Source organism: Flavobacterium sp. ST-158 (assembly GCF_058309975.1).
In genome coordinates, this window is sequence record NZ_JBZEEN010000001.1 from 958,362 (window position 1) to 979,806 (window position 21,445).

The window sequence follows — 21,445 nt, forward strand, 5'->3', positions numbered from 1 at the left end:
ATATGTTACACCAATTGAAATATAAAATAATAGCATCTGCAGTAGTACTTGCGGGAATGATTAGCGGTTGTAAATCGACTGTGACACATACAGAAAGAGATACGGCAGCCGTTTTACAAAAAGAAAACTTCAAGCATTATGTTGATTATTTCAACACCATGGAAGACGAGAATTTGAAATTTGCCATTCCAAATGACAGTGCTTGGACTTGGATGGAAAAGAATATTCCATTATTTGAATGTCCGCAGCAAAATGTAGAGGAAATCTATTATTTTCGTTGGTGGTCGGCACGTAAGCACATCAAAAATACCCCTCAAGGTTATGCTATTACGGAATTTTTGGTAGACCGTTCGTATGCCGATAAATACAATATGATTGCCTGCGCTTTAGGACATCATATTAACGAATTCCGTTGGTTACATGATCCAAAATACATTGAACAAGATGTGCATTTGTGGTATAGAGGCAATGAAGGAAAGCCGATGAACAAATTATATAAATTTAGTAGTTGGACTGCTGATGCATTGTATAATATGTATTTGGTAAACAACGATAAAAATTTCCTGCTAGACATGATGCCCGATATGGTTACGGATTATGCAGTTTGGGAAAAAGACCGCATGCGTAAAGATGGATTGTTTTGGCAACACGATGTGAAAGACGGAATGGAAGAATCTCTTAGTGGCGGGCGAAAAGTGCAAAATGCAAGACCAACCATTAACAGTTATATGTACGGAAATGCGGTGGCAATTTCTAAAATGGCTGCTATGAAAGGGGATAAAGTATTGGAAGACGAATTCAAAGCCAAAGCGAATAATTTGCAAAGCTTAATCGAAAGAAAATTATGGAATCCAAAAGCTGATTTCTTTGAAACCTTTACCGAGAAAGATACCTTGGCACAAGTAAGAGAAGCCATTGGTTTTATTCCTTGGTATTTTAATTTACCTGAAAAAGGTAAAGGTTTTGAGAAAGCTTGGGAACAACTAAAGGATGAGAAAGGATTTTCGGCTCCGTTTGGTTTAACTACTGCTGAGAGAAGAAGTCCACGATTTAGAACGCATGGAACTGGAACTTGCGAATGGGATGGTGCTATTTGGCCTTTTGCTACTTCGCAAACCTTGACGGCTTTGGCCAATGTTTTGAATAATTATGACCAAAAGGTGGTAGATAAAACTGATTATTTCAAACAATTGGAATTGTATGTGCAATCGCAATATTACCGTGGTAGACCTTACGTGGGTGAATATTTAGACGAAACAACGGGCTATTGGTTAATGGGCGACAAAGAGCGCAGTCGTTACTACAATCACTCTACTTTTAACGATTTAGTGATTACAGGATTGGTAGGATTACGTCCGAGAGCCGATGAGAAAATTGAAGTAAATCCATTAATTCCACAAGACAAATGGGATTGGTTTTGTTTAGATAATGTATTGAATCACGGGAATATCATCACTATTCTTTGGGACAAAACAGGAGAGAAATACCATAAAGGAAAAGGTTTCAGAATTTTCAAAAACGGAAAGGAAATTGCCGCTTCGGATAAATTAGAAAGATTAGTTTCAGAATAGAATAGACCTAACAGTTTTTTAAAACCTGTTAGGTATTAGTTTGAAAAACAAAATAAAACTCATGAAAAAAATAGTTCAATATACCTTTATCCTCATTGTGGCGCTCAGTTTTTCTTTGGCGAAAGCCCAAAATAAAATCAGCATTTCCAATCTGCAATGCGAAATGTTGAACAATCCAGAAGGAATTGATGTGGTGCAACCGCGTTTGAGCTGGCAAATAAAAGCTACTGTTAATGATGTACAACAAGCTGCTTATCAAATTTTAGTGGCTTCAACTTTAGAAAATTTAAATGCCAACAAAGCTGATTTGTGGGATAGCGGAAAAGTAGAAAGCGATGCATCGCTCAATATAATTTACAACGGGAAAAAACTGGGAGACCGACAAAATGCGTTTTGGAAAGTAATCGTTTTTACCAATAAAGGAGAAATCAAATCGACGGAAAATGCCCATTTTAGCATCGGGATTTTAACCTATGCCGATTGGAAATCGACCCGTTGGATTGGTTATGAAAAATTATCGAAGGATGATAGTGTTTCTCAGTATTCCAGACTTTCAGCCCGTTATTTGCGAAAAGCAATTGATTTAAAAAAACAAGTCAAAAGTGCTAAGGTTTATATCATGGGAATGGGCTTGTATGAGTTGTATATCAATGGAAATAAAATTGGTGACCAAGTCTTAGCTCCTGTTCCAACAGATTATACCAAAAACGTAAAATACAATGTTTTTGATGTGACTGCGCAATTGAAAGAAGGCAAAAATATGTTGGGAACTATTTTAGGAAACGGACGTTTTTTTGCGATGCGTCAGGATTACAAACCGTATAAAATAAAATCTTTTGGTTTCCCTAAAATGGCTTTGCAATTGTTTGTTGAATACGCCGATGGTACTAACGAAATAATTCGAACTGACGATAGCTGGAAGTTGACTACCGATGGACCTATTTTGGCAAACAACGAATATGACGGTGAAGAATACGATGCTCGCAAGGAAATGAAGGGTTGGAACACGACCAATTTTGATGATTCATCCTGGGTAAATGCCAGATATGTGCAGGAACCGGGTGGTTTTTTTGAAGCCCAAATGACTCCTAACATGAAAATTATGGATGAGGTGAAACCAATTGCGATTAAGGCAACTCCACGTGGAACTTACATTTTAGACATGGGTCAGAATATGGTGGGTTGGTTGCAACTGAAAGTAAAAGGAAAAGCTGGAGACCAAATCACAATGAAATTTGCCGAATCTTTACAAGATGATGGTTCGCTATACATTGCCAATTTGCGTGATGCAAAAACAACAGATGTTTATACTTTAAAAGGAGAAGGAGAAGAAGTTTGGGAGCCTAAATTTGTTTTTCATGGTTTCCGATTTGTAGAAATTTCGGGATTTCCGACCAAACCAACTGTGGATAATTTTGTTGGAAAAGTCGTTTATGACAATATCAAAACGACTGGAACTTTTGAATCTTCGGATGCAACGATGAACCAGATTTTCAAAAATGCTTGGTGGGGAATCAGCGGAAATTACAAAGGAATGCCTATTGATTGTCCGCAACGTAACGAGCGCCAGCCTTGGTTGGGAGACAGAACTACGGGTGCTTATGGTGAAAGTTTTCTATTTGATAACCAAACTTTGTATGCCAAATGGCTCGATGATATTAAATACTCGCAAACACAGGACGGAGGATTACCGGATGTCGCACCTGCTTTTTGGCGTTATTATGGTGATAATGTAACTTGGCCAGGAACTTATATTACGGTTGCGGATATGTTATACCAACAATTTGCGGATGCTGAAGTAATTAAAAAGCAATACCCATCTATGAAAAAATGGATGACGTATATGGAAGAAAATTATCTGAAGAACGATTTGATGAACAAAGACAAATACGGTGATTGGTGCGTACCACCGGAATCCTTAGAGTTGATTCGTTCCAAAGATCCAGCTCGTCTAACGGATGGAGAGGTTTTGTCAAGTGCGTTTTATTATCATTTGTTGGGAATTTTGAAAAAGTTTGCCATAATCGCTAATGCAGAAGCGGATATTGCGCATTATGATGATTTGGCAGTAAGAATCAAAAAAGCATTTAATGCGAAATATTTGAATACTTCCACAAATAGCTATGCAAATAATACGGTAACAGCTAATGTCTTGCCTTTGGCTTTTGGAATGGTTCCAGAAAACCTGAAAGAGAAAGTATTCCAAAATATGGTTCATGAAGTAGAAGTAACTAAAAACGGTCATATCAGCACAGGAGTAATTGGGACACAATTTTTGATGCGAACCTTGACCAATTTTGGAAGAGGGGATTTGGCTTATAAACTAGCTTCTAATAAAACCTACCCAAGCTGGGGGTATATGGTCGAAAACGGAGCGACAACCATTTGGGAATTATGGAATGGCAACACTGCCGACCCAACGATGAATTCTCAAAATCACGTGATGCTTTTGGGCGATTTAATGATTTGGTACTACGAAAATATGGCGGGAATCAAGTCTAATCCAGAATTGCCGGGCTTTAAACAAATCATTATGAAACCCGATTTCAATGCAGGACTGACTTTTGTAAATGCCTCTTACGAATCGATTCACGGCTTAATAAAAAGCAACTGGAAAAAAACTAAAAAAGGACTGGATTGGACTATTACTATTCCGGCTAATACAACGGCTAAGGTTTATTTACCAACACAAAACATAAAAAATATTGTGGTAAACAAAACCAAACTTGAAAAAACGGCCATTGTCCATAAGGAGGAAGGAAATCAACAACTGTTAAGTTTGCCATCAGGAGAATATACTATTAATGTTAAATAGAAATACAGATAATTAAATACATACAAAAATGAGAGGAATAAAAGTAGCATTATTGCTTATTGGATTAATAACATTAGGGAGTTGTAGCTCTGCTTTGAAACATAAAACTTGGAAAGAAGGAATTTTGGTTGACGAATTTATTTATGATAAAGCACCGTATCCTTCTTGCCACGCAGCTACTATTGTTGAGGCAACTAATGGCGATTTAGTAGCTTCCTGGTTTGGTGGTACACATGAAAGACATCCTGATGTTTGTATTTGGGTAAGTATCAAAAAGAAAGGAAGTGACAAATGGAGTGAAGGTGTAAATGTTGCCGATGGAATTATGGCCGATGGGCCTAGGCTTCCAACATGGAATCCTGTTTTGTATCAAATTCCTGGTGGCGATTTGATGTTGTTTTATAAAATTGGCCCTAAACCATCTGAGTGGTGGGGAATGTATTTGACTTCTTCTGATAATGGAAAAACTTGGTCAAGACCTGTTAAAATGCCTAAAGATTACATAGGGCCGGTAAAAAATAAACCAGTATTATTGAGTGACGGTACACTCTTATGTCCTTCTAGTATTGAAGGTGAAGGCGGATGGCACTTGCGTATGGAGTCTACTCCTGATAATGGAAAAACTTGGCACATGACTGATTCTTTACCAAGAGGAAAACAAAAAATCAATGCCATTCAACCAAGTATTTTATTTCATAAAGATGGAAGCATTCAAGCCATAGGAAGAACCCGAAACAGAGCTTTGTTTAGTACTTTCTCTAAAGATAATGGGAAAACTTGGTCTGATTTAAAATTGTTAGACATGCCAAACAACAATTCAGGAACTGATGCGGTGACTTTGAAAAATGGAAAACATTTATTGGTTTACAATCACGTTTTACCACCGGGAACCGAAACTAAAGGACCAAGAACTCCATTAAACGTTTCTATTTCTAACGATGGAATTCACTGGAAAGCAGCTTTAGTACTAGAAGATTCAAATATCAGCCAATATTCATATCCTTCAATAATTCAGAGTTCAGACGGAATGGTGCATATTGTGTACACTTGGAGAAGAGAAAAAATCAAATATGTAAAAATTGACCCTTCTAAATTAGTGGCATTGCCTATAAAAAAAGGAATATGGCCAGGTGAAAAAGGAAAAGAAGTAAAGGCTGTTAAGGCTGAAGAAGAATAAGAATTTAAATTGAACCATTAAGGAATTAAGAAAATTAAGCAAGGAACTTAATAAACTTAATTTTTTAATGGTAAAAATACAAAACATGAACAAAGTGAATTTTAAAAGGAGCGTAATTTGTGTATTGCTGCTTGTTTTGTCAGGGATATTCAATAGTACCGTTTCTGCACAGTCCTCAAAAAAACAACGTTACAAAGTAGCCGTTTGCGATTGGATGATTCTAAAAAGACAAAAGTTAGGTTCATTTCAATTAGCAAGTGAAATAAAAGCGGACGGAATCGAACTGGATATGGGCGGTTTAGGTAATCGGGAAACTTTTGATAGTAAGCTGGCTAATCCTGTTGAAGTAAAAAAATTTAAGGACAAGTCTAAAGAATTCAATGTTGGTATCTCTTCAATTGCGATGTCTGGGTTTTACGGACAATCATTTGCAAAGCGTGAGACAGTAAAACGTATGGTTCAGGATTGTATTGATGCTATGAAAACCATGAAAGTCAAAGTGGCTTATTTGCCGTTAGGAAATCAATGTGATTTGAAAAAATTCCCTGAATTACGTCCTGTAATTATCGAGCGTTTACGTTGGGCGGGAAAACAAGTAGCTAAAATAGGAGGAGTGATTGCTGTTGAAACTACTTTAGATGCCAAAGCTGAAAAAGATTTTTTAAAAGAAATAGGCTGTAAAAGAATAAAAAGTTCGTTCAATTTTTCGAATGCAATTGAAAACGGTAAAGACATTTCATCGGAATTACAAATTTTAGGCAAAAAACATTTGGCTCAAATTCATGCTTCTAATACCGATGGATTTTGGATTCAAAATGATAAAGCTATTGATTTGCCAAAAATCAAAAACACCTTGGATAAAATGAATTGGAAAGGCTGGTTGATTGTAGAGCGCTCCCGAGATACCACTCAGGTACATAACGTGAAAGCCAATTATGGTGCTAATGTAGCCTATTTAAAAAAGATTTTTCAAAATTAATAATTCAAAAACTATCATAGATGAGATATCTAAGCCTGATACTATTATTTTTTTGTGTGACTTTTGCAAGTGCGCAAAAACTGACTATTGTTCGTGATGTTAATTCACCTCGTATTCAATTTGGAGCCGAAAAATTAGCCAAAATTGCCACTGAAAAAGGCTATACAGTTGCTTTTTTAGAAAAAATACCTAAAAAATCTAAAAATGAAGTAGTTGTAATTGGTGAAAAAGGAACTGCAAGTTGGAAACAAAATACAGCCAAATTTACTTTAGACGAAAGTCAATTGACTAATAAGGAAGGTTTTCAAATCAGCACGCAAAAGAACATCATTTTTATTGAAGGTTTTGATGCTTCGGGTGCTTTATATGGTGCTTTGGAATTAGCGGACAAGATTAAAGAAGTTGGGAAATTGCCAACTGAAATTAATAAAAGTGACAGTCCTGAAATGGTTTTAAGAGGAACTTGTATTGGGGTTCAAAAACCAGTTTATTTAGAAGGTCGCGGTGTATATGAATATCCGTATACTCCAAAAAGTTTTCCTTGGTTTTATGACAAAGCGCTTTGGACAAAGTACTTGGATATGATGGTGGAAAACCGCATGAACTCTTTGTATTTATGGAATGGACATCCTTTTGCATCTTTAGTGCGATTAAAGGATTATCCTTTTGCCGTTGAGGTAAGCGACGAAGATTTTAAAAAGAACGAGGAAATATTCAAATACTTAACTGAGGAAGCAAATAAAAGAGGAATTTGGGTGATTCAGATGTTTTATAATATTATTGTTTCCAAACCTTTTGCAGAGCATTACAATATTAAAACTCAAGATCGAGAGCGTCCTATTACACCTTTAATTGCCGATTATACTCAAAAATCAATTGCTGCTTTTATAGAAAAATACCCAAATGTAGGTTTGTTAGTTTGTTTAGGGGAAGCCATGAATACCGTTGAAGATGACGTAAATTGGTTTACCAAAACGATTATTCCGGGCGTTCAGGACGGATTGAAAGCCTTAGGGAAAACGCAAGAACCACCCATTATTTTGCGTTCTCATGATACCGATGCGCCAGCGGTTATGGCTAAAGCTTTGCCTTTATACAAAAATTTATATACCATGAGTAAGTATAACGGAGAGTCATTGACGACTTATACACCGGGAGGACCTTGGGGAGAAACACACAAGCAGTTGAGTTCACTGGGTTCCATTCATATCGAAAATGTGCATATTTTGGCTAATCTAGAACCTTTCCGATACGGTTCACCTGATTTTATTCAGAAAACAGTTCAGGCTATGCACAGTGCTCACGGGGCTAATGCGCTGCATTTGTATCCGCAAGCATCTTACTGGGATTGGCCTTATACTGCTGATAAAACTAAAACTGGTGAACGCATCATGGAAATGGATCGTGATTGGATTTGGTATCAAGCTTGGGCGCGTTATGCCTGGGATAGCAAAAGAGACCGAACCAAAGAAATTGGATATTGGGACGACCAATTTGTTAAAAAATACGGAGTAGATGCTGAAGCAGGAAAAAATATTTTAGAAGCCTACGAACAAATAGGCGAAATTGCGCCTAAAACGCTTCGAAAATTCGGAATTACTGAAGGCAATCGCCAAACGCTGTTGTTAGGAATGTTCGAAAGTCAATTGGTTAATCCAGCCAAATGGCGTGTATATCCTGGATTTCACGAATCTTGCGGACCTCCGGGAGAATTGCTTCAGGAATATGCAAAGAAAGAATGGAACCATGAAGCTCATTCCGGGGAAATACCTCCGCAGTTGATTAGCGAGATTGTGCAACACGGAAAAATTGCCGTGCAAGCCATCGAAAAAGCAGCGCCAAAGGTGACTAAAGACAAGGAAGAATTCAACCGTCTTAAAAATGATGTGTATTGTTATGATGCTTTTGCCAATTGTTTTTCTGAAAAAGTAAAAGCCGCTATGTTGGTTTTAAGATATAGTTATTCTAATGATATTGCCGATTTAGACCAAGCCGTTCCTCATTTGGAAAAAGCATTGAACTACTATGAAGAATTGGTAAAATTGACTAAGGATAGCTATTTGTATGCTAATAGTATGCAAACGGCTCAACGTAGAATTCCAATTGGTGGAGATGATGGAAACAATAAAACTTGGACGGAATTGTTGCCGCATTATGAGCGCGAATTGGCTAATTTTAAAAGAAATTTAGTGTTGCTAAAAGAAGCTAAAGATGGAAAAATCAAACCAAAAGAAGTGACACCTTGGAAAACAGCTAAGGTTACTGTATTGAGTCCAAAATTAGGTTCTTATGATGTGAAAGCTGGAACTAAAGTATATGGAACGGATATTTCTGAGTTAGAAAAAGTAGCACCGGAACTTAAAAATCTAAAAGGAATTACTTTTGTAGAAGACGAACAAAATACAGGAGGAACAACAATTAAATTTAAAAATGATACCGCAGTAAAATTAGTTGTGGGTTATTTCAATTCGGATCAAAAACGATTTTTATTTCCTCCAAGTCTCGAAACTAATGCAGCAGGAAATGAAAGAGGTGAAGCCGAAGTAATTTTGGCAAATGCGATGAATTTAAAAGAATTGCCAAGAATTAATATTCATACTTATACTTTTAAAGTAGGTGAAAACCAACTTACACTAGGAAAAGGAAGAGTGCTTATTTTAGGTTTTATTGATGCGAATCAAAAAATCAATGCCCGTGATGTGGGTTATATTGGAAAAGACGAAAAAGAAGCCGTAGACTGGTTATTTTACTAAGAAGAGAATAGATTTCAACCCATTCAGAGTTTTAAACTCTGAATGGGTTAAATGCATAAAAATGAAAAAAATACTATACATATTATTTCTAATAACCACTTTTGCGTGGGCGCAAACGCGTGAAGAAATTCCGTTGAATGCCAATTGGAAAACTACTATGGTAGAAGCAAACCCAAATTCTGACCAAGATTTTTCGAAGAATTCTGAAGCTGATGCCAATTGGAAAACCGTCGATGTTCCCCATAATTGGGACCAATACGAAGGCTTTCGCCAAATGAAACATGGGAACTTGCACGGAACAGCTTTGTATTCGAAAAAATTGAAACTTGGAAAACAGCAAAAAGGAAAAAGACTCTTTTTGTTTTTCGAAGGGGTTAGCAGTTACGCGACGGTTTGGGTAAATGGAAAAGAAGTAGGGCAGCACAAAGGCGGTCGAACGACTTTTACACTAGATATTACCGATGCGGTAAAATTCAATACAGATAATAAAATTCTGGTCAAAGCAGCACATCCCGCTTTCATTGCCGATTTGCCTTGGGTTTGCGGAGGTTGTTCTGGCGAATGGGGATTCTCGGAAGGTTCACAACCTTTGGGGATTTTTAGACCGGTAACTTTAGTCATTACTAATGCCGTTCGTGTTGAACCTTTTGGCGTTCATATTTGGAACGATAAATCGGTGTCTAAAGAACAAGCAATTTTACATACCACAACCGAAATTCAAAATTACAGTGCGTCGGATAGAACGATAACCGTAGTCAATACGCTTTTGGACAAAAATGGAAAAGAAGTGGTTTCGGCTAAGAGTTCCGTTTTGATTTCTAATGAAACAAAGGAGATTCCGCAAACTTTACCAGTAATCAAAAATCCAAATTTATGGTCGCCAGAAAATCCGTATTTGTATAGCCTTTCGACTACTATTTTAGAAAAAAATAAAGTTTTGGATAAAATTACAACGCCTTATGGAATTCGTTGGATTTCTTGGCCAGTTGGAAGAGAAGGAGATGATAAACGCTTTTTTATCAATGATACGCCCGTATTTATTAATGGAACTTGTGAATACGAACACCAATTAGGTCAAAGTCATGCTTTTTCGAATACGCAAATCAAAGCCAGAATTGAACAAATCAAGGCGGCTGGATTCAATTCGTTTAGAGAAGCGCACCAGCCACATAATTTGAAATATCAGGAATTATTAGACGAAAGCGGTATCTTGTTTTGGAGTCAGTTTTCGGCTCATATTTGGTATGATACGGCTGAATTTAAGGAGAATTTCAAAACCTTATTACGCGAATGGATTAAAGAACGTCGTAATAATCCTTCCGTTGTTTTATGGGGTTTACAAAATGAAAGCACCATTCCAAAGGAATTTGCCGAGGAATGTACAGCGATTATTCGCGAAATGGATCCCACAGCATCCTCGCAACGAAAAGTGACCACTTGCAACGGTGGGGAAGGAACGGATTGGAATGTGGTACAAAACTGGTCAGGTACTTATGGTGGAAATCCGTCCAATTATCATGTAGAACTTTCAGAACAATTGCTAAATGGCGAATATGGTGCCTGGCGCAGTATCGACTTGCACACAGAAGGCGAATTTGACCAAAAAGGAATTTTGAGCGAAAATCGTTTTTCGCAATTAATGGAAATTAAAGTGCGAGAAGCAGAATCAGTAAAGGATAAGGTGGCGGGACAATTCAACTGGTTGTTTGCTTCGCATGAAAATCCAGGGCGTGATCAAAATGGTGAAGGATTTAGAGCCATTGACCAAGTGGGACCAGTCAATTATAAAGGTTTGTTTAGCATTTGGGGCGAACCTTTGGATGCCTATTATATGTACCGTGCTAATTATGTGTCCAATAAAACCAATCCGATGGTGTATATTGTTTCGCACACTTGGCCGAATCGTTGGGATGCTACAGGAATTAAAAACGGAATCGATGTTTATTCGAATTGTGATGAAGTCGAATTGTTCAATGACGTCAACAATCAGTCTTTAGGGAAGTTGAAAAATCCTGGAAGAGGAGAACATTTTCAATGGAATAATGTGAGTGTTCAGTATAATGTGTTGTTCGCTGTGGGTTATGTAAATGGTTTGGCTGTTGCCAAAGATTATATTGTTTTGAATAATTTGCCAGAAGCACCGCATTTAAAAATATTACGTTCTAAAGAAGAAGTAGTTTCATCTAAAGGCAAGTACAATTACATCTATCGTGTCAATTGTGGTGGCCCAGATTTCCTAGATACAGATGGAAATCAATGGTTTGCTGATGTTCATAAAACAGAAGCGAATACTTGGGGTTCTTTGTCTTGGACAGATGATTATAAAAATATACCAGCCTTTTTTGCCAGTCAACGAATGACTTTTGACGAGGTTGATGGAACTCAAAACGATGGCTTATTCCAAAATTTTCGTTACGGAATGGATAAGTTAAAATATGAATTTCCTGTTGCTGATGGCGAATATGTAGTCGATTTGTATTTCTCTGAACCTTGGTACGGAACCGGTGGCGGATTGGATTGTAAAGATTGGCGCGTTTTTGATGTAGCCATCAACGACCAAGTAGTTCTAAAAGATTTTGATATTTGGAAGGAAGTTGGTTTTGCGAAAGCGGTAAAGAAAACTTTTGTAGTGAAAAGCAAAAATGGTCAATTGGTTATAGATTTTCCTAGAGTGACTTCTGGAGAAGGAATTATTTCAGCTATTGCCATTGCTTCCAAAGATAAATCATTGAAAGGGGCTGCGTCTTCGCCAAAAAATATCTTGAATATAGTCACTAAAACTCCGTTCGAAGTTGGTTCTTGGTTAAATGTTAATCAGAAACAATATGTGGATGCTGAGGATGTTTTTACACAATTACCAGCTAATTTATACACTGCCGATTATCTTCGCTTTTCGAAAGAAAAAGAGATTTCGGGTTCTTTTGTTTCAAAAGAAGATGCTACGGTCTACGTTTTAGTAGATTCTAAAATTAGAACTACTCTGGCTTGGCTTTCGGATTATAAAAAATCAGAAGAAAGGGCTAAGAATAGTAAAGGAGTTGTTTTTTCAGTTTTCGAAAAAGAAGTTAAAAAAGGTAATAAAGTTCTTTTCGAAAGAAATGCTAGTAGCCTTGTGGTGGTGCCAAGTTCTGATTTGGGAAAAGTTAAAGACGATAGACCATCGTTAAAACTAGAAGCCGAAGCGGTTAAAACCACTGGAGAAGGAGTAGAAAAAGGGAATTTTAAAAATAGTGATTATATCGAATTCACTAAAAATACGCCTAACAGCATCGAGTTTGAAGTGAATCCAGGTGTTGCTAATGTGTATTTGATGCGTTTTAGATACATGAACATGACCAATGAACCGATAAAAGTGAAATTGATTATCGAAGATGCTTATGGAATTTTGTTACGAAACGATGAAATTGATTTTCCAGTGCCAACAGAGAAATGGAAGGTTTTAAACACCACTTCAGGAGGCTACATCAATGCTGGAAATTATAAAATCAGAATTGAATCGGATAACATGAAAGGATTGCGTTTGGAATCTTTTGAGTTTCAATAAATAATAGAATTGTTTTGTCACACTGAGCTTGTCGAAGTGTTTCAGATGTCTTCGACAGGCTCAGACTGACATTTGCAATTAATGGAATTAAACGAATATTATATGAATAAAAGTGTTTTACGAAAAGGAGCAATAGTAATTGGTTTGTTGTTCTTGGTTGCTTGTGCCTCAACAAAAAAGGATAGCCGTGTTGTTGCCGATTTTAATCCCGATTGGAATTTTAAATTGGGCGATTATCCATCGGCAATTCAAGAGAATTTTGATGCTACTGATTGGCGTACTTTAGATTTGCCGCATGATTGGAGTATCGAAGGTACTTTTAGCGCAGATTATCCAACAAAACCGAAACAAGGTGCATTGCCTGCGGGAATAGGTTGGTATAGAAAGTCATTTACGTTGCCGGAATCGGCAAAAAATAAAAGCATTGCTATCGAATTTGATGGCGTTTTTTGCAATAGCGAAGTCTGGATTAATGGCCATTATTTAGGAAAACGTCCGTTTGGGTATATTTCATTTTCGTATGATTTGACCAAGTATCTGAACTTTGGCAACCAAAAAAATTACATTGCTGTAAAAGTGGATAATGATGCTCAGCCGAGTTCCAGATGGTACACTGGTTCTGGGATTTACAGAAATGTACGTTTAGTAACTACCGATAAAGTGCATGTGGCACATTGGGGAACTTATGTCACTACACCTGAAGTTTCAAAGGAAAAAGCTACGGTAGATTATCAGGTTAATATTCAAAATGATGCTGCTATGCAAAAGCAGCTTAAAGTGGTAACAGCTATTCTGGATGCTAATAATAATGTGGTGACCAAATTAGAATCTACTGAAACTATTGCTGCAAATGCTGTTTTGGAAAAAGGACAAAAATTTGAAGTGAAAAATCCAAAATTGTGGGATACTAAAAATCCTAATTTGTATAAGGTAGTGACAAAAATCTATGAAAAATCGACTTTGATAGACGAATATGAAACGCCTCTTGGATTTAGATTTTTTGCTTTTGATGCCGAAAAAGGTTTCTCTTTAAACGGTATTCCAATGAAAATTTATGGCGTTTGTCTGCATCATGATAATGGGGCTTTAGGAGCGGTAGCTAATTATCATGCTATCAAAAGAAAGCTGACTATCATGAAAGAAATGGGCGTGAATGCTATCAGAATGGCTCATAATCCACCTTCGTTAGAAATGCTTCAGCTGTGCGACGAAATGGGTTTTATCGTGCAAGATGAGGTTTTTGATGTTTGGAAACTGAAAAAAGTAAGCCATGATTACAACAAATATTGGGACGAATGGCACAAACGTGATTTGGAAGATTTTATTAAAAGAGACCGTAACCATCCATCGGTGATGATGTGGAGTATTGGGAACGAAATCCGGGAACAATTTGATAGTACGGGAGTTTCGATTACTAAAGAACTGGCACAAATTGTGAAATCCTTAGACAAAACCAGACCCGTAACTTCGGCGCTGACAGAGAATGTTCCAGAGAAGAATTTTATCTATCAATCGGGTGCGTTAGACCTTTTAGGATTTAACTACAAACATGCTGATTACGGAACTTTCCCCGAACGTTTTAAAGGACAAAAAATCATAGCTTCTGAGAGTGTTTCGGCATTAGAAACTCGTGGTCATTATGATATGCCAACAGACACCATCAGAATGTGGCCCGTAAAATACAATGCGCCTTTTGATGGAAATGATGATTGGACCGTAACTGCGTTTGATAATATTGCTTCTTTCTGGGGAACTACGCATGAGGAAAACTGGAAAGCGGCTAAGAAATATGATTTTATAGCAGGAACTTTTGTTTGGACCGGTTTCGATTATATTGGAGAACCTGATCCGTATCCGTATCCTGCCCGTAGTTCGTATTTTGGAATTGTAGATTTGGCTGGTTTGCCTAAAGATGTGTATTATATGTACCAAAGCGAATGGAGTGATAAAACAGTCTTGCATTTGTTGCCACACTGGAACTGGAAAACAGGTCAAGTGATAGATGTTTGGGCGTATTACAACAATGCCGATGAAGTGGAATTATTCCTAAACGGAAAATCTTTAGGTTCGAAAACCAAACAAGGAGATGAATTGCATATTGCCTGGAAAGTGCCTTTTGAAGCAGGAACTTTGAAAGCCGTTTCCAGAAAAGCAGGCAAAGTGGTGAAAGAAACTGAAATTCATACTGCTGGCGAAGCCACTAAAATTGATTTAAAATCGGATAAAACGAGTATTAAAAACGACGGATATGATTTGGCTTACGTGACGGTTTCTTTGCAGGACAAAGACGGAAATCCACTTCCAAAAGCTGATAATCTAATTAACTTTAAAGTTTCGGGAGGTGCTAAAATTGTTGGTGTTGATAATGGTTACCAAGCCAGTTTAGAACCTTTTAAAGCCGATTATCGCAAATTGTACAACGGAAAATGCGTAGTAATTTTGCAATCAAATAAAAAGGCCGAAAATATAACTTTGGAAGCCACAACAGCAGGAAATATTACGGCTGCTACTGTGAATATTAAAGTGGAATAATTTTTTCGATATTTTTAGTTTAAAAAGCACGGATTTCGATTCGTGCTTTTTTTGTTAAACTCATAGATTTGTCATTCCTGTGAATGTTAGTTTTTTTGATATACAGTTGTTTTTTTATCCCCAGTTTTTGAAATGATTCCGTTGTCTACCGCTTTTTTTAAATCTCTACTAGCTGTTGCTGATGATAGATCTTTGAAGAAATTTAAATAATCCTTTCTTGTAAAAATAGATGTGAAATTTTCAATGAAAACTTGAATTCTTTCTTCATCAGAAAGTTTTTTTGTTGAATTATCTAAAAGCTCATTTAAAGATTCATCTATAATACCTAGCATATATTCAATAAATTTAGTTGATTTTCCTTCCTTGTCGGAAACGGATAATGAATTGTAATAAGCTTCTTGGTTTTTTGCTATTAATGTTTCGAAAGGCAAAAATTCAAAAACAGAATATTCTTCTTTCAAAATTAGAGTTTGCCACAATCTTCCCATTCTTCCGTTTCCATCTATAAATGGATGAATAAATTCCATCTCATAATGAAAAAAACAACTTTTAATTAATGAGATTTCAGATTTATCTTTTAAATATTGAAATAAATCTTTCATTAAAAAAGGAACATTTTCATAAGGAGGTGCAATATGTTCTACTTTTGAACCTTTTACAATCCCAACACTTTTGGTTCTGTATTTCCCTGAATTTTCGATAAGATTTTTCATTAGCAGTTTATGTGCTTTTAAAAAATCTTTTTCAGAATGATGTTTAAGGGTATTTAAGTTTTTATAAACTTCTAAAGCATTCAAAACTTCTATTATGTCTTTTTGGGGACCAACAACTCTTTTGTTTTCTAATATTGCTGTGATTTGTTCTTCAGATAAAGTATTCCCTTCAATACTTAATGATGAATAGATTGTTTTAATCTGATTCTGTTTTCGTAAAGTTGGATTTGTCTTTACTAGATATTTAGCATTCACTTCCCCAATTTTTTCAGAAATGGAAGAAATATATTTTAAAATTACTGAGGTTATTTCGTATGGCGGTTTCATTTTGATACTATCATTTGATACTATCAAAAATAAAGATATAAATTCAATTTTATGTATCTATTTTAATTCAATTAATTCTTTGTTGTATAAGTTGTTGTTTTTCAAATCATTTAAATCTTAATCCCACTAAAATCCTGCTTTTTTGAGAAGTATTTTATACTTTTGCACTCTGATTCCAAAAAAAAAGGAATTCAAGGACTGAAATGACAAAGAAGAAAGTAGAAATTCTGGCTCCGGCTAAGAATCTGGTTCAGGGAATTGCCGCTATCAATGCGGGTGCAGATGCTGTATATATTGGAGCACCACATTATGGAGCGCGTACTAATGCCACGAATTCTGTGGAAGATATTGCCGAAATGGTCAAATACGCCCATTTGTTTAAGGCACAGGTTTTTGTGGTGATTAATACCATTTTGTACGATAACGAATTAGAAGATTGTAAAAAATTAATCTATCAATTATACGATATTGGTGTCGATGCATTGATTGTACAGGATATGGCTATTATGGAAATGGATTTGCCTCCCATTGTGATTCATGCCAGTACACAGGCGAACAATCGTGACCCTAAACATGTGAAGTTCCTGAAAGATGCCGGAATGCAACGTGTGGTTTTAGCGCGTGAGCTGAATTTAGACCAAGTACGTGATATTGCTGCTGCAACTGATGTAGAATTAGAATTCTTTGTTTCCGGAGCATTATGCGTTTCTTTTAGCGGGAATTGTTACATGAGTATTGCGGGTGGAGAACGTAGTGCCAACCGCGGTTCCTGTGCTCAAAACTGCCGTTTACCGTACAATCTGATTGACGGAAACGGAACGACTTTATTGACCGAAAGTCATCTGCTTTCGATTAAAGATTTGGATTTAAGTGATCAATTACCGGCTTTGATCGAAGCGGGAATTACTTCATTTAAAATCGAAGGCCGATTAAAAGATATTGTTTATGTAAAAAACAATACTTCGTTTTTAAGAAAGAAATTAGATGCTTTCTTAGAAAATAATGAGAATTTCCAAAAAGCATCTTCCGGTAGAACGTTCTATAATTTCGAACCGGAAATGGACAGAAGTTTCAACAGAGGCTACACCGATTATTTTGTAAACCAACGAAAAGAGAAAATTGGTAACTGGGAAAGTCCAAAATCACAAGGACAGCATATTGGTAAAGTAACAGAAATCAAAGCCAATGGTTATGTAATTGAAAATTCCGAAAAGCTGAACAATGGCGATGGTCTGTATTTTATAAATGCAGATGGAATTGCTGATGGAGTACAAATCAATATTATTGTGAATGATATTGTGGTGCCGAATACGTTCAAAAATATTCCTGTTGGAACCATGATTTACCGTAATTCGGATGCGGAATTTAACCGCATTGTAGAAAAAGAAAATGCTGCGGTTCGTAAAATTGGTGTTGCAATGCGATTTGTAGAAACAGCAAATGGTTTTGAACTGATTGTTACCGATGAAGACGGTCATCAAAGTATTGCTAGTTTAGAAACAGCAAAAGAAGAAGCAAAAAGTGCCGAATCAGTTGTTCCAAATATTACGAAAAACTTAGCTAAAACAGGAAATACACCTTTTATCGTGGATGCGATTGAAGTGGAATTCAGCAACAACTGGTTTTTACCTATTTCAAAGGTGAATGAAGTACGTAGAATTGCTTTGGAACAATTAATAGATATCCGTATTAATGAATACCACAGAGAGGAATTCCAAATCGTTCCAACGGATCATCCTTATCCAACAGAAAAACTGGATTTTACGTTTAATGTTTCGAATAAATTAGCCAGAGCTTTTTATAAAAGACACGGGGTAACTGAGATTGAAAAAGCATTCGAATTGCAATGGGATCCCGGGAAAGCCCGTGTAATGACCACCAAATATTGTGTGAAATACGAGTTGGGTAAATGTGCCCGTTTCCAACGTGAAACTATGGGGGAAAAAGTAGCAGAACCGCTTACTTTAAAACATGGTGAAAACGAATACAAACTGAAATTCAACTGCAAACCTTGTGAGATGGAAATTTGGGAAAAAGATGCCGAATTTGAAATCATCGATCAGGACGAGCAATTGGATTATGTGAAGAGAAGATAATACCATTAGTTCGTCATTGCGAGGGACGAAGCAATCACATAAAGTGAGACCGGCAACGGGAATTTTTTATACAGAAAGCTGCAACAGAGATGTTGTGGCTTTTTTGTTTTTTACCGCAAATAGAAAATTGTGATTAAATATCTAAAATAGTAATTTCAGCTCCATCAAGATCTTTTGTGATATAGATTTGGCAGGAAAGGCGAATAGATGCTTCTTCGAAACCTAATTTGGATAAGGTTGCGGGTTCGTTTCGGTCTTTTAGGGCTGAATTTCCTGTGATTCCCATTGTTTGTACCACACAGGTCGCACATCTTCCAACACCGCCACATTCACCAAAACTTTCCAGCTGTAATTCGTCTTTGAGCAAAAACATCAAATTAGGATATCGACCATGACGGGTTGAAATGGGAATTCTAGTTCCGTTTTCAATAACTGTGAAGCTGATGGTTTTGAGTTCTTTTTCCATTTTTTTTACCGCAAAGATGCAAAGTTTTTAAGTATCCTTTAGATTTCTAATTCAGGTAAATTAAATTTTTTACTAGCTTGTTTTCTTATTTCAAGTAAGTCTTTCTTTTTTATTGTATGCAAAAATTGAGTTTTTCGATAACAGTTACCATTTTTTAAGTCTAGTTTTATTCCGTTATTTAATTCATGTGCGTGAGGATTAGAAGGAAAAGGGTCAGCGTCATATTTATGAATTAGCCAAATTAAACCATTAGATTTAATTTTGACTTTGTACTGCATCAATAAGTCCTGAGGAATTATATTTTTATTTGTATGTACTTTAAAAAATACAGTCTTAAAATCAAAGTCAGATAACACATTTTTTGCCTCATCTTCGTTGATTTCTAAATCCCAAAAGTCAAGTGGGTGTTCCCAGTCCAATTTATTTTTTAAAGATAGATATAGAGCATCAAAAATATCTTCTCTTAAAATCGACTTAGAATTAAGTTCTGAATAATGATTAGATAATTTATTTAATATTTTATCAAGATTCTCAATTCTATTTAGAGATTCATTTGCTTCCTCTTCAGAAATCATTTTTAAATTTTTAGAGTTGTTTAATAGATTGCAAGCAAATCAAATGTATATATTGATTTTTATTCTGAAAAGACTGAAACGAATAACTTGGAAATAGCACCAAATAAAAAAACCGCAAATTCACAAATTAAAAATAATAATTTGCGAATCTGCGGTTTATATTTTTTAAAAAGCTTTACTTAGCAAAATTCGTTATAAGCATCTTGCAAGTTTTCAGCAATCATTTCAGCTGGACGACCTTCGATGTGGTGACGCTCTAACATGTGAACCAATTCTCCGTTTTTGAACAAAGCCATAGATGGCGAAGATGGAGGGAAAGGGAACATGTGTTGTCTTGCAGCATCAACTGCTTCTTTATCAACTCCTGCAAAAACAGTGATTAAATGATCTGGCTTTTTAGCTCCTTCTAAACTCATTTTAGCTCCTGGACGTGCATTTCTTGCAGCACAACCACAAACAGAGTTTACAACTACTAATGTTGTTCCTTCAGCTTTGATAGCGTTTTCTACGTCTTGTGCACTATGTAAATCTTGAAATCCTGCAGATGTTAATTCAGCTTGCATTGGGATTACCATTTCTTGTGGATACATATTGTTTGAATTTTAATTTGTAATTTTTGAATAGGCAAAGTTACGAAGAATCTGCTGAACAAAATGTTTTGGATTATAAAGTTTTGTTATAGTTTAATAGCTATTCTTGAAAGCGAAAACAGCGTGTTTTTAAAATTATAAATAACGAACCGATTTGAATAATGCTTTTATAAAAAGCCATTTAGGACATTTTAGAATAACCTGAATATCTTCAATTAGTGAGGTTTCTTCATCCAGGAACTTAAAAATCAAAGCGGGATTTCCTTTTTTAAACATAGAAGAAAAGACGCCAGAACCTAACTCGTTTTCTTTGTCTAGAATGTCTAATAATAACAAATCGTAAAACCAGAATTTCGTTTTGCGATGGAATTTTCTAAAATTATTCTGCTGTTTTAGAAAAGTGACCAAGCGTGACGATTGCTTATCGGAATTCTTAAAAGTATAACCTGTACTGGCTTTCGTCCATCCGCCGGCAGTACCTATATTTATTACTCTTTTGGTGTTTTTTTTCCAAAAAGGATAAGACGTCATCGGGATACTTCCTTGCTCTTTTTCGATGATTTTGTAATCAGTAATGCCGAGTTTTTTGATATAATTTTCTATTTCGGTTTCGTATTCCTCTTTTGCTAAAAGCGTATGTGAAAACAAGGTGTATTCCAATAAAGCTTCGGTTTTGGATGTTGGTAACATATACATGAATCTTGTATTGCCTTTTTGTTCCACAGAAAAATCCATGAAAGTTGCTTGTTCCGGAGTAAAAACGGCTTCTTTGGATGTAATAAACCAACCCACAAAATGCTGTTGTAAAACCGGAAACTTGGTTTGATTTGTTACAATAGCTTTGTCGTAAATGGAATTAAAAACCTGATCACAAGTAAAAGATTGATTTTCGGTAGCCACAAAAACATGCTTCTCCAATTCGTTAATATCAGTTACTTTTTCATTTAAGAAACTGATGTTTTTTTGTTTAGAAATGAATTCAAAAACCAGATTGTAAAAATCCAATCCCTGAATTTTGCAATATTGATAAGGTGCTAAATCTAAATTTCGCTTAAAATCAGCATTGGCAAACAAAGCAGATTCCCATTTTTTAGAAATAATGGTCTCCCAGGTTGATTTTTCTTTTTCCCAAAAACACCAGGTTCGGTCGTTGGTTTTTTTAGGATTTTTATCCAATAACAAAATATTTTTATTCTGAAATTTTCCTGATAGAACCATTTTATAGACCGTCATCAAAGCGGCCAGACCAGAACCGGTAAAAATATAATGGTAGTGTTTCATGGATTTGGAATGAATTCTTTTCAAAA

General features: G+C 36.0%; 13 protein-coding genes. 8 read left to right on the forward strand and 5 right to left on the reverse strand.

Annotation, left to right across the window (positions count from 1 at the left end; translation table 11 throughout):
* The first annotated feature begins 2 nt into the window (after positions 1-2).
* The 7 genes from AC4FRF_RS04040 (at position 3) to galB (ending at position 15,371) form a co-directional block, all read left to right on the forward strand.
* A complete protein-coding gene (locus AC4FRF_RS04040) occupies positions 3-1,571 on the forward strand; it encodes an MGH1-like glycoside hydrolase domain-containing protein (RefSeq protein WP_491158176.1) in 1,569 nt (522 codons plus the stop codon).
* Positions 1,572-1,632: 61 nt separating this feature from the next.
* Complete coding sequence (locus AC4FRF_RS04045) at positions 1,633-4,386, forward strand: glycoside hydrolase family 78 protein (protein ID WP_491158177.1); 2,754 nt, start codon at positions 1,633-1,635, stop codon at positions 4,384-4,386.
* A gap of 28 nt (positions 4,387-4,414) precedes the next feature.
* Positions 4,415-5,563, forward strand: coding sequence for a sialidase family protein (locus tag AC4FRF_RS04050; RefSeq protein WP_491158178.1), 1,149 nt, complete (start codon positions 4,415-4,417; stop codon positions 5,561-5,563).
* 85 nt (positions 5,564-5,648) lie between these two features.
* A complete protein-coding gene (locus AC4FRF_RS04055; protein WP_491158179.1) occupies positions 5,649-6,542 on the forward strand; it encodes a sugar phosphate isomerase/epimerase family protein in 894 nt (297 codons plus the stop codon).
* 20 nt (positions 6,543-6,562) lie between these two features.
* Positions 6,563-9,295, forward strand: a complete 2,733-nt coding sequence (locus AC4FRF_RS04060; RefSeq protein WP_491158180.1) for an alpha-d-galacturonidase — start codon at positions 6,563-6,565, stop codon at positions 9,293-9,295.
* A gap of 61 nt (positions 9,296-9,356) precedes the next feature.
* Positions 9,357-12,839, forward strand: coding sequence for a malectin domain-containing carbohydrate-binding protein (locus tag AC4FRF_RS04065; RefSeq protein WP_491158182.1), 3,483 nt, complete (start codon positions 9,357-9,359; stop codon positions 12,837-12,839).
* Positions 12,840-12,941: 102 nt separating this feature from the next.
* Positions 12,942-15,371, forward strand: a complete 2,430-nt coding sequence (gene galB / locus AC4FRF_RS04070) for a beta-galactosidase GalB (protein WP_491158183.1) — start codon at positions 12,942-12,944, stop codon at positions 15,369-15,371.
* Between the two features lie 86 nt (positions 15,372-15,457).
* Here galB and AC4FRF_RS04075 read toward each other — a convergent pair whose 3' ends face one another.
* On the reverse strand, positions 15,458-16,411 hold the full coding sequence (locus tag AC4FRF_RS04075) for a Fic family protein (RefSeq protein WP_491158184.1): 954 nt from the start codon (positions 16,409-16,411) through the stop codon (positions 15,458-15,460).
* Between the two features lie 203 nt (positions 16,412-16,614).
* Here AC4FRF_RS04075 and AC4FRF_RS04080 point away from each other — a divergent pair, with 203 nt between their 5' ends.
* Entirely contained in the window at positions 16,615-18,507 is a 1,893-nt protein-coding gene (locus AC4FRF_RS04080; RefSeq protein WP_491158185.1) for a peptidase U32 family protein, read from the forward strand.
* 133 nt (positions 18,508-18,640) lie between these two features.
* On the opposite strand, the gene AC4FRF_RS04085 is transcribed toward AC4FRF_RS04080, so the two are convergent.
* The 4 genes from AC4FRF_RS04085 to AC4FRF_RS04100 all read right to left on the reverse strand — a co-directional run bounded on the left by AC4FRF_RS04085 (position 18,641) and on the right by AC4FRF_RS04100 (position 21,419).
* On the reverse strand, positions 18,641-18,973 hold the full coding sequence (locus AC4FRF_RS04085) for a 2Fe-2S iron-sulfur cluster-binding family protein (protein WP_491158186.1): 333 nt from the start codon (positions 18,971-18,973) through the stop codon (positions 18,641-18,643).
* A gap of 38 nt (positions 18,974-19,011) precedes the next feature.
* Positions 19,012-19,548 (reverse strand): hypothetical protein, encoded by a 537-nt coding sequence (locus AC4FRF_RS04090; protein ID WP_491158187.1) that lies wholly within the window; start codon positions 19,546-19,548, stop codon positions 19,012-19,014.
* A 179-nt stretch (positions 19,549-19,727) separates the two neighbouring features.
* Positions 19,728-20,138: a BrxA/BrxB family bacilliredoxin gene (locus tag AC4FRF_RS04095; protein ID WP_491158188.1), complete on the reverse strand. Its 411-nt coding sequence runs from the start codon at positions 20,136-20,138 to the stop codon at positions 19,728-19,730.
* Positions 20,139-20,273: 135 nt separating this feature from the next.
* Positions 20,274-21,419 carry a lycopene cyclase family protein gene (locus tag AC4FRF_RS04100; RefSeq protein WP_491158189.1) on the reverse strand — a complete coding sequence of 382 codons (1,146 nt, stop codon included), beginning with the start codon at positions 21,417-21,419 and terminating at the stop codon, positions 20,274-20,276.
* Positions 21,420-21,445: the final 26 nt, after the last annotated feature.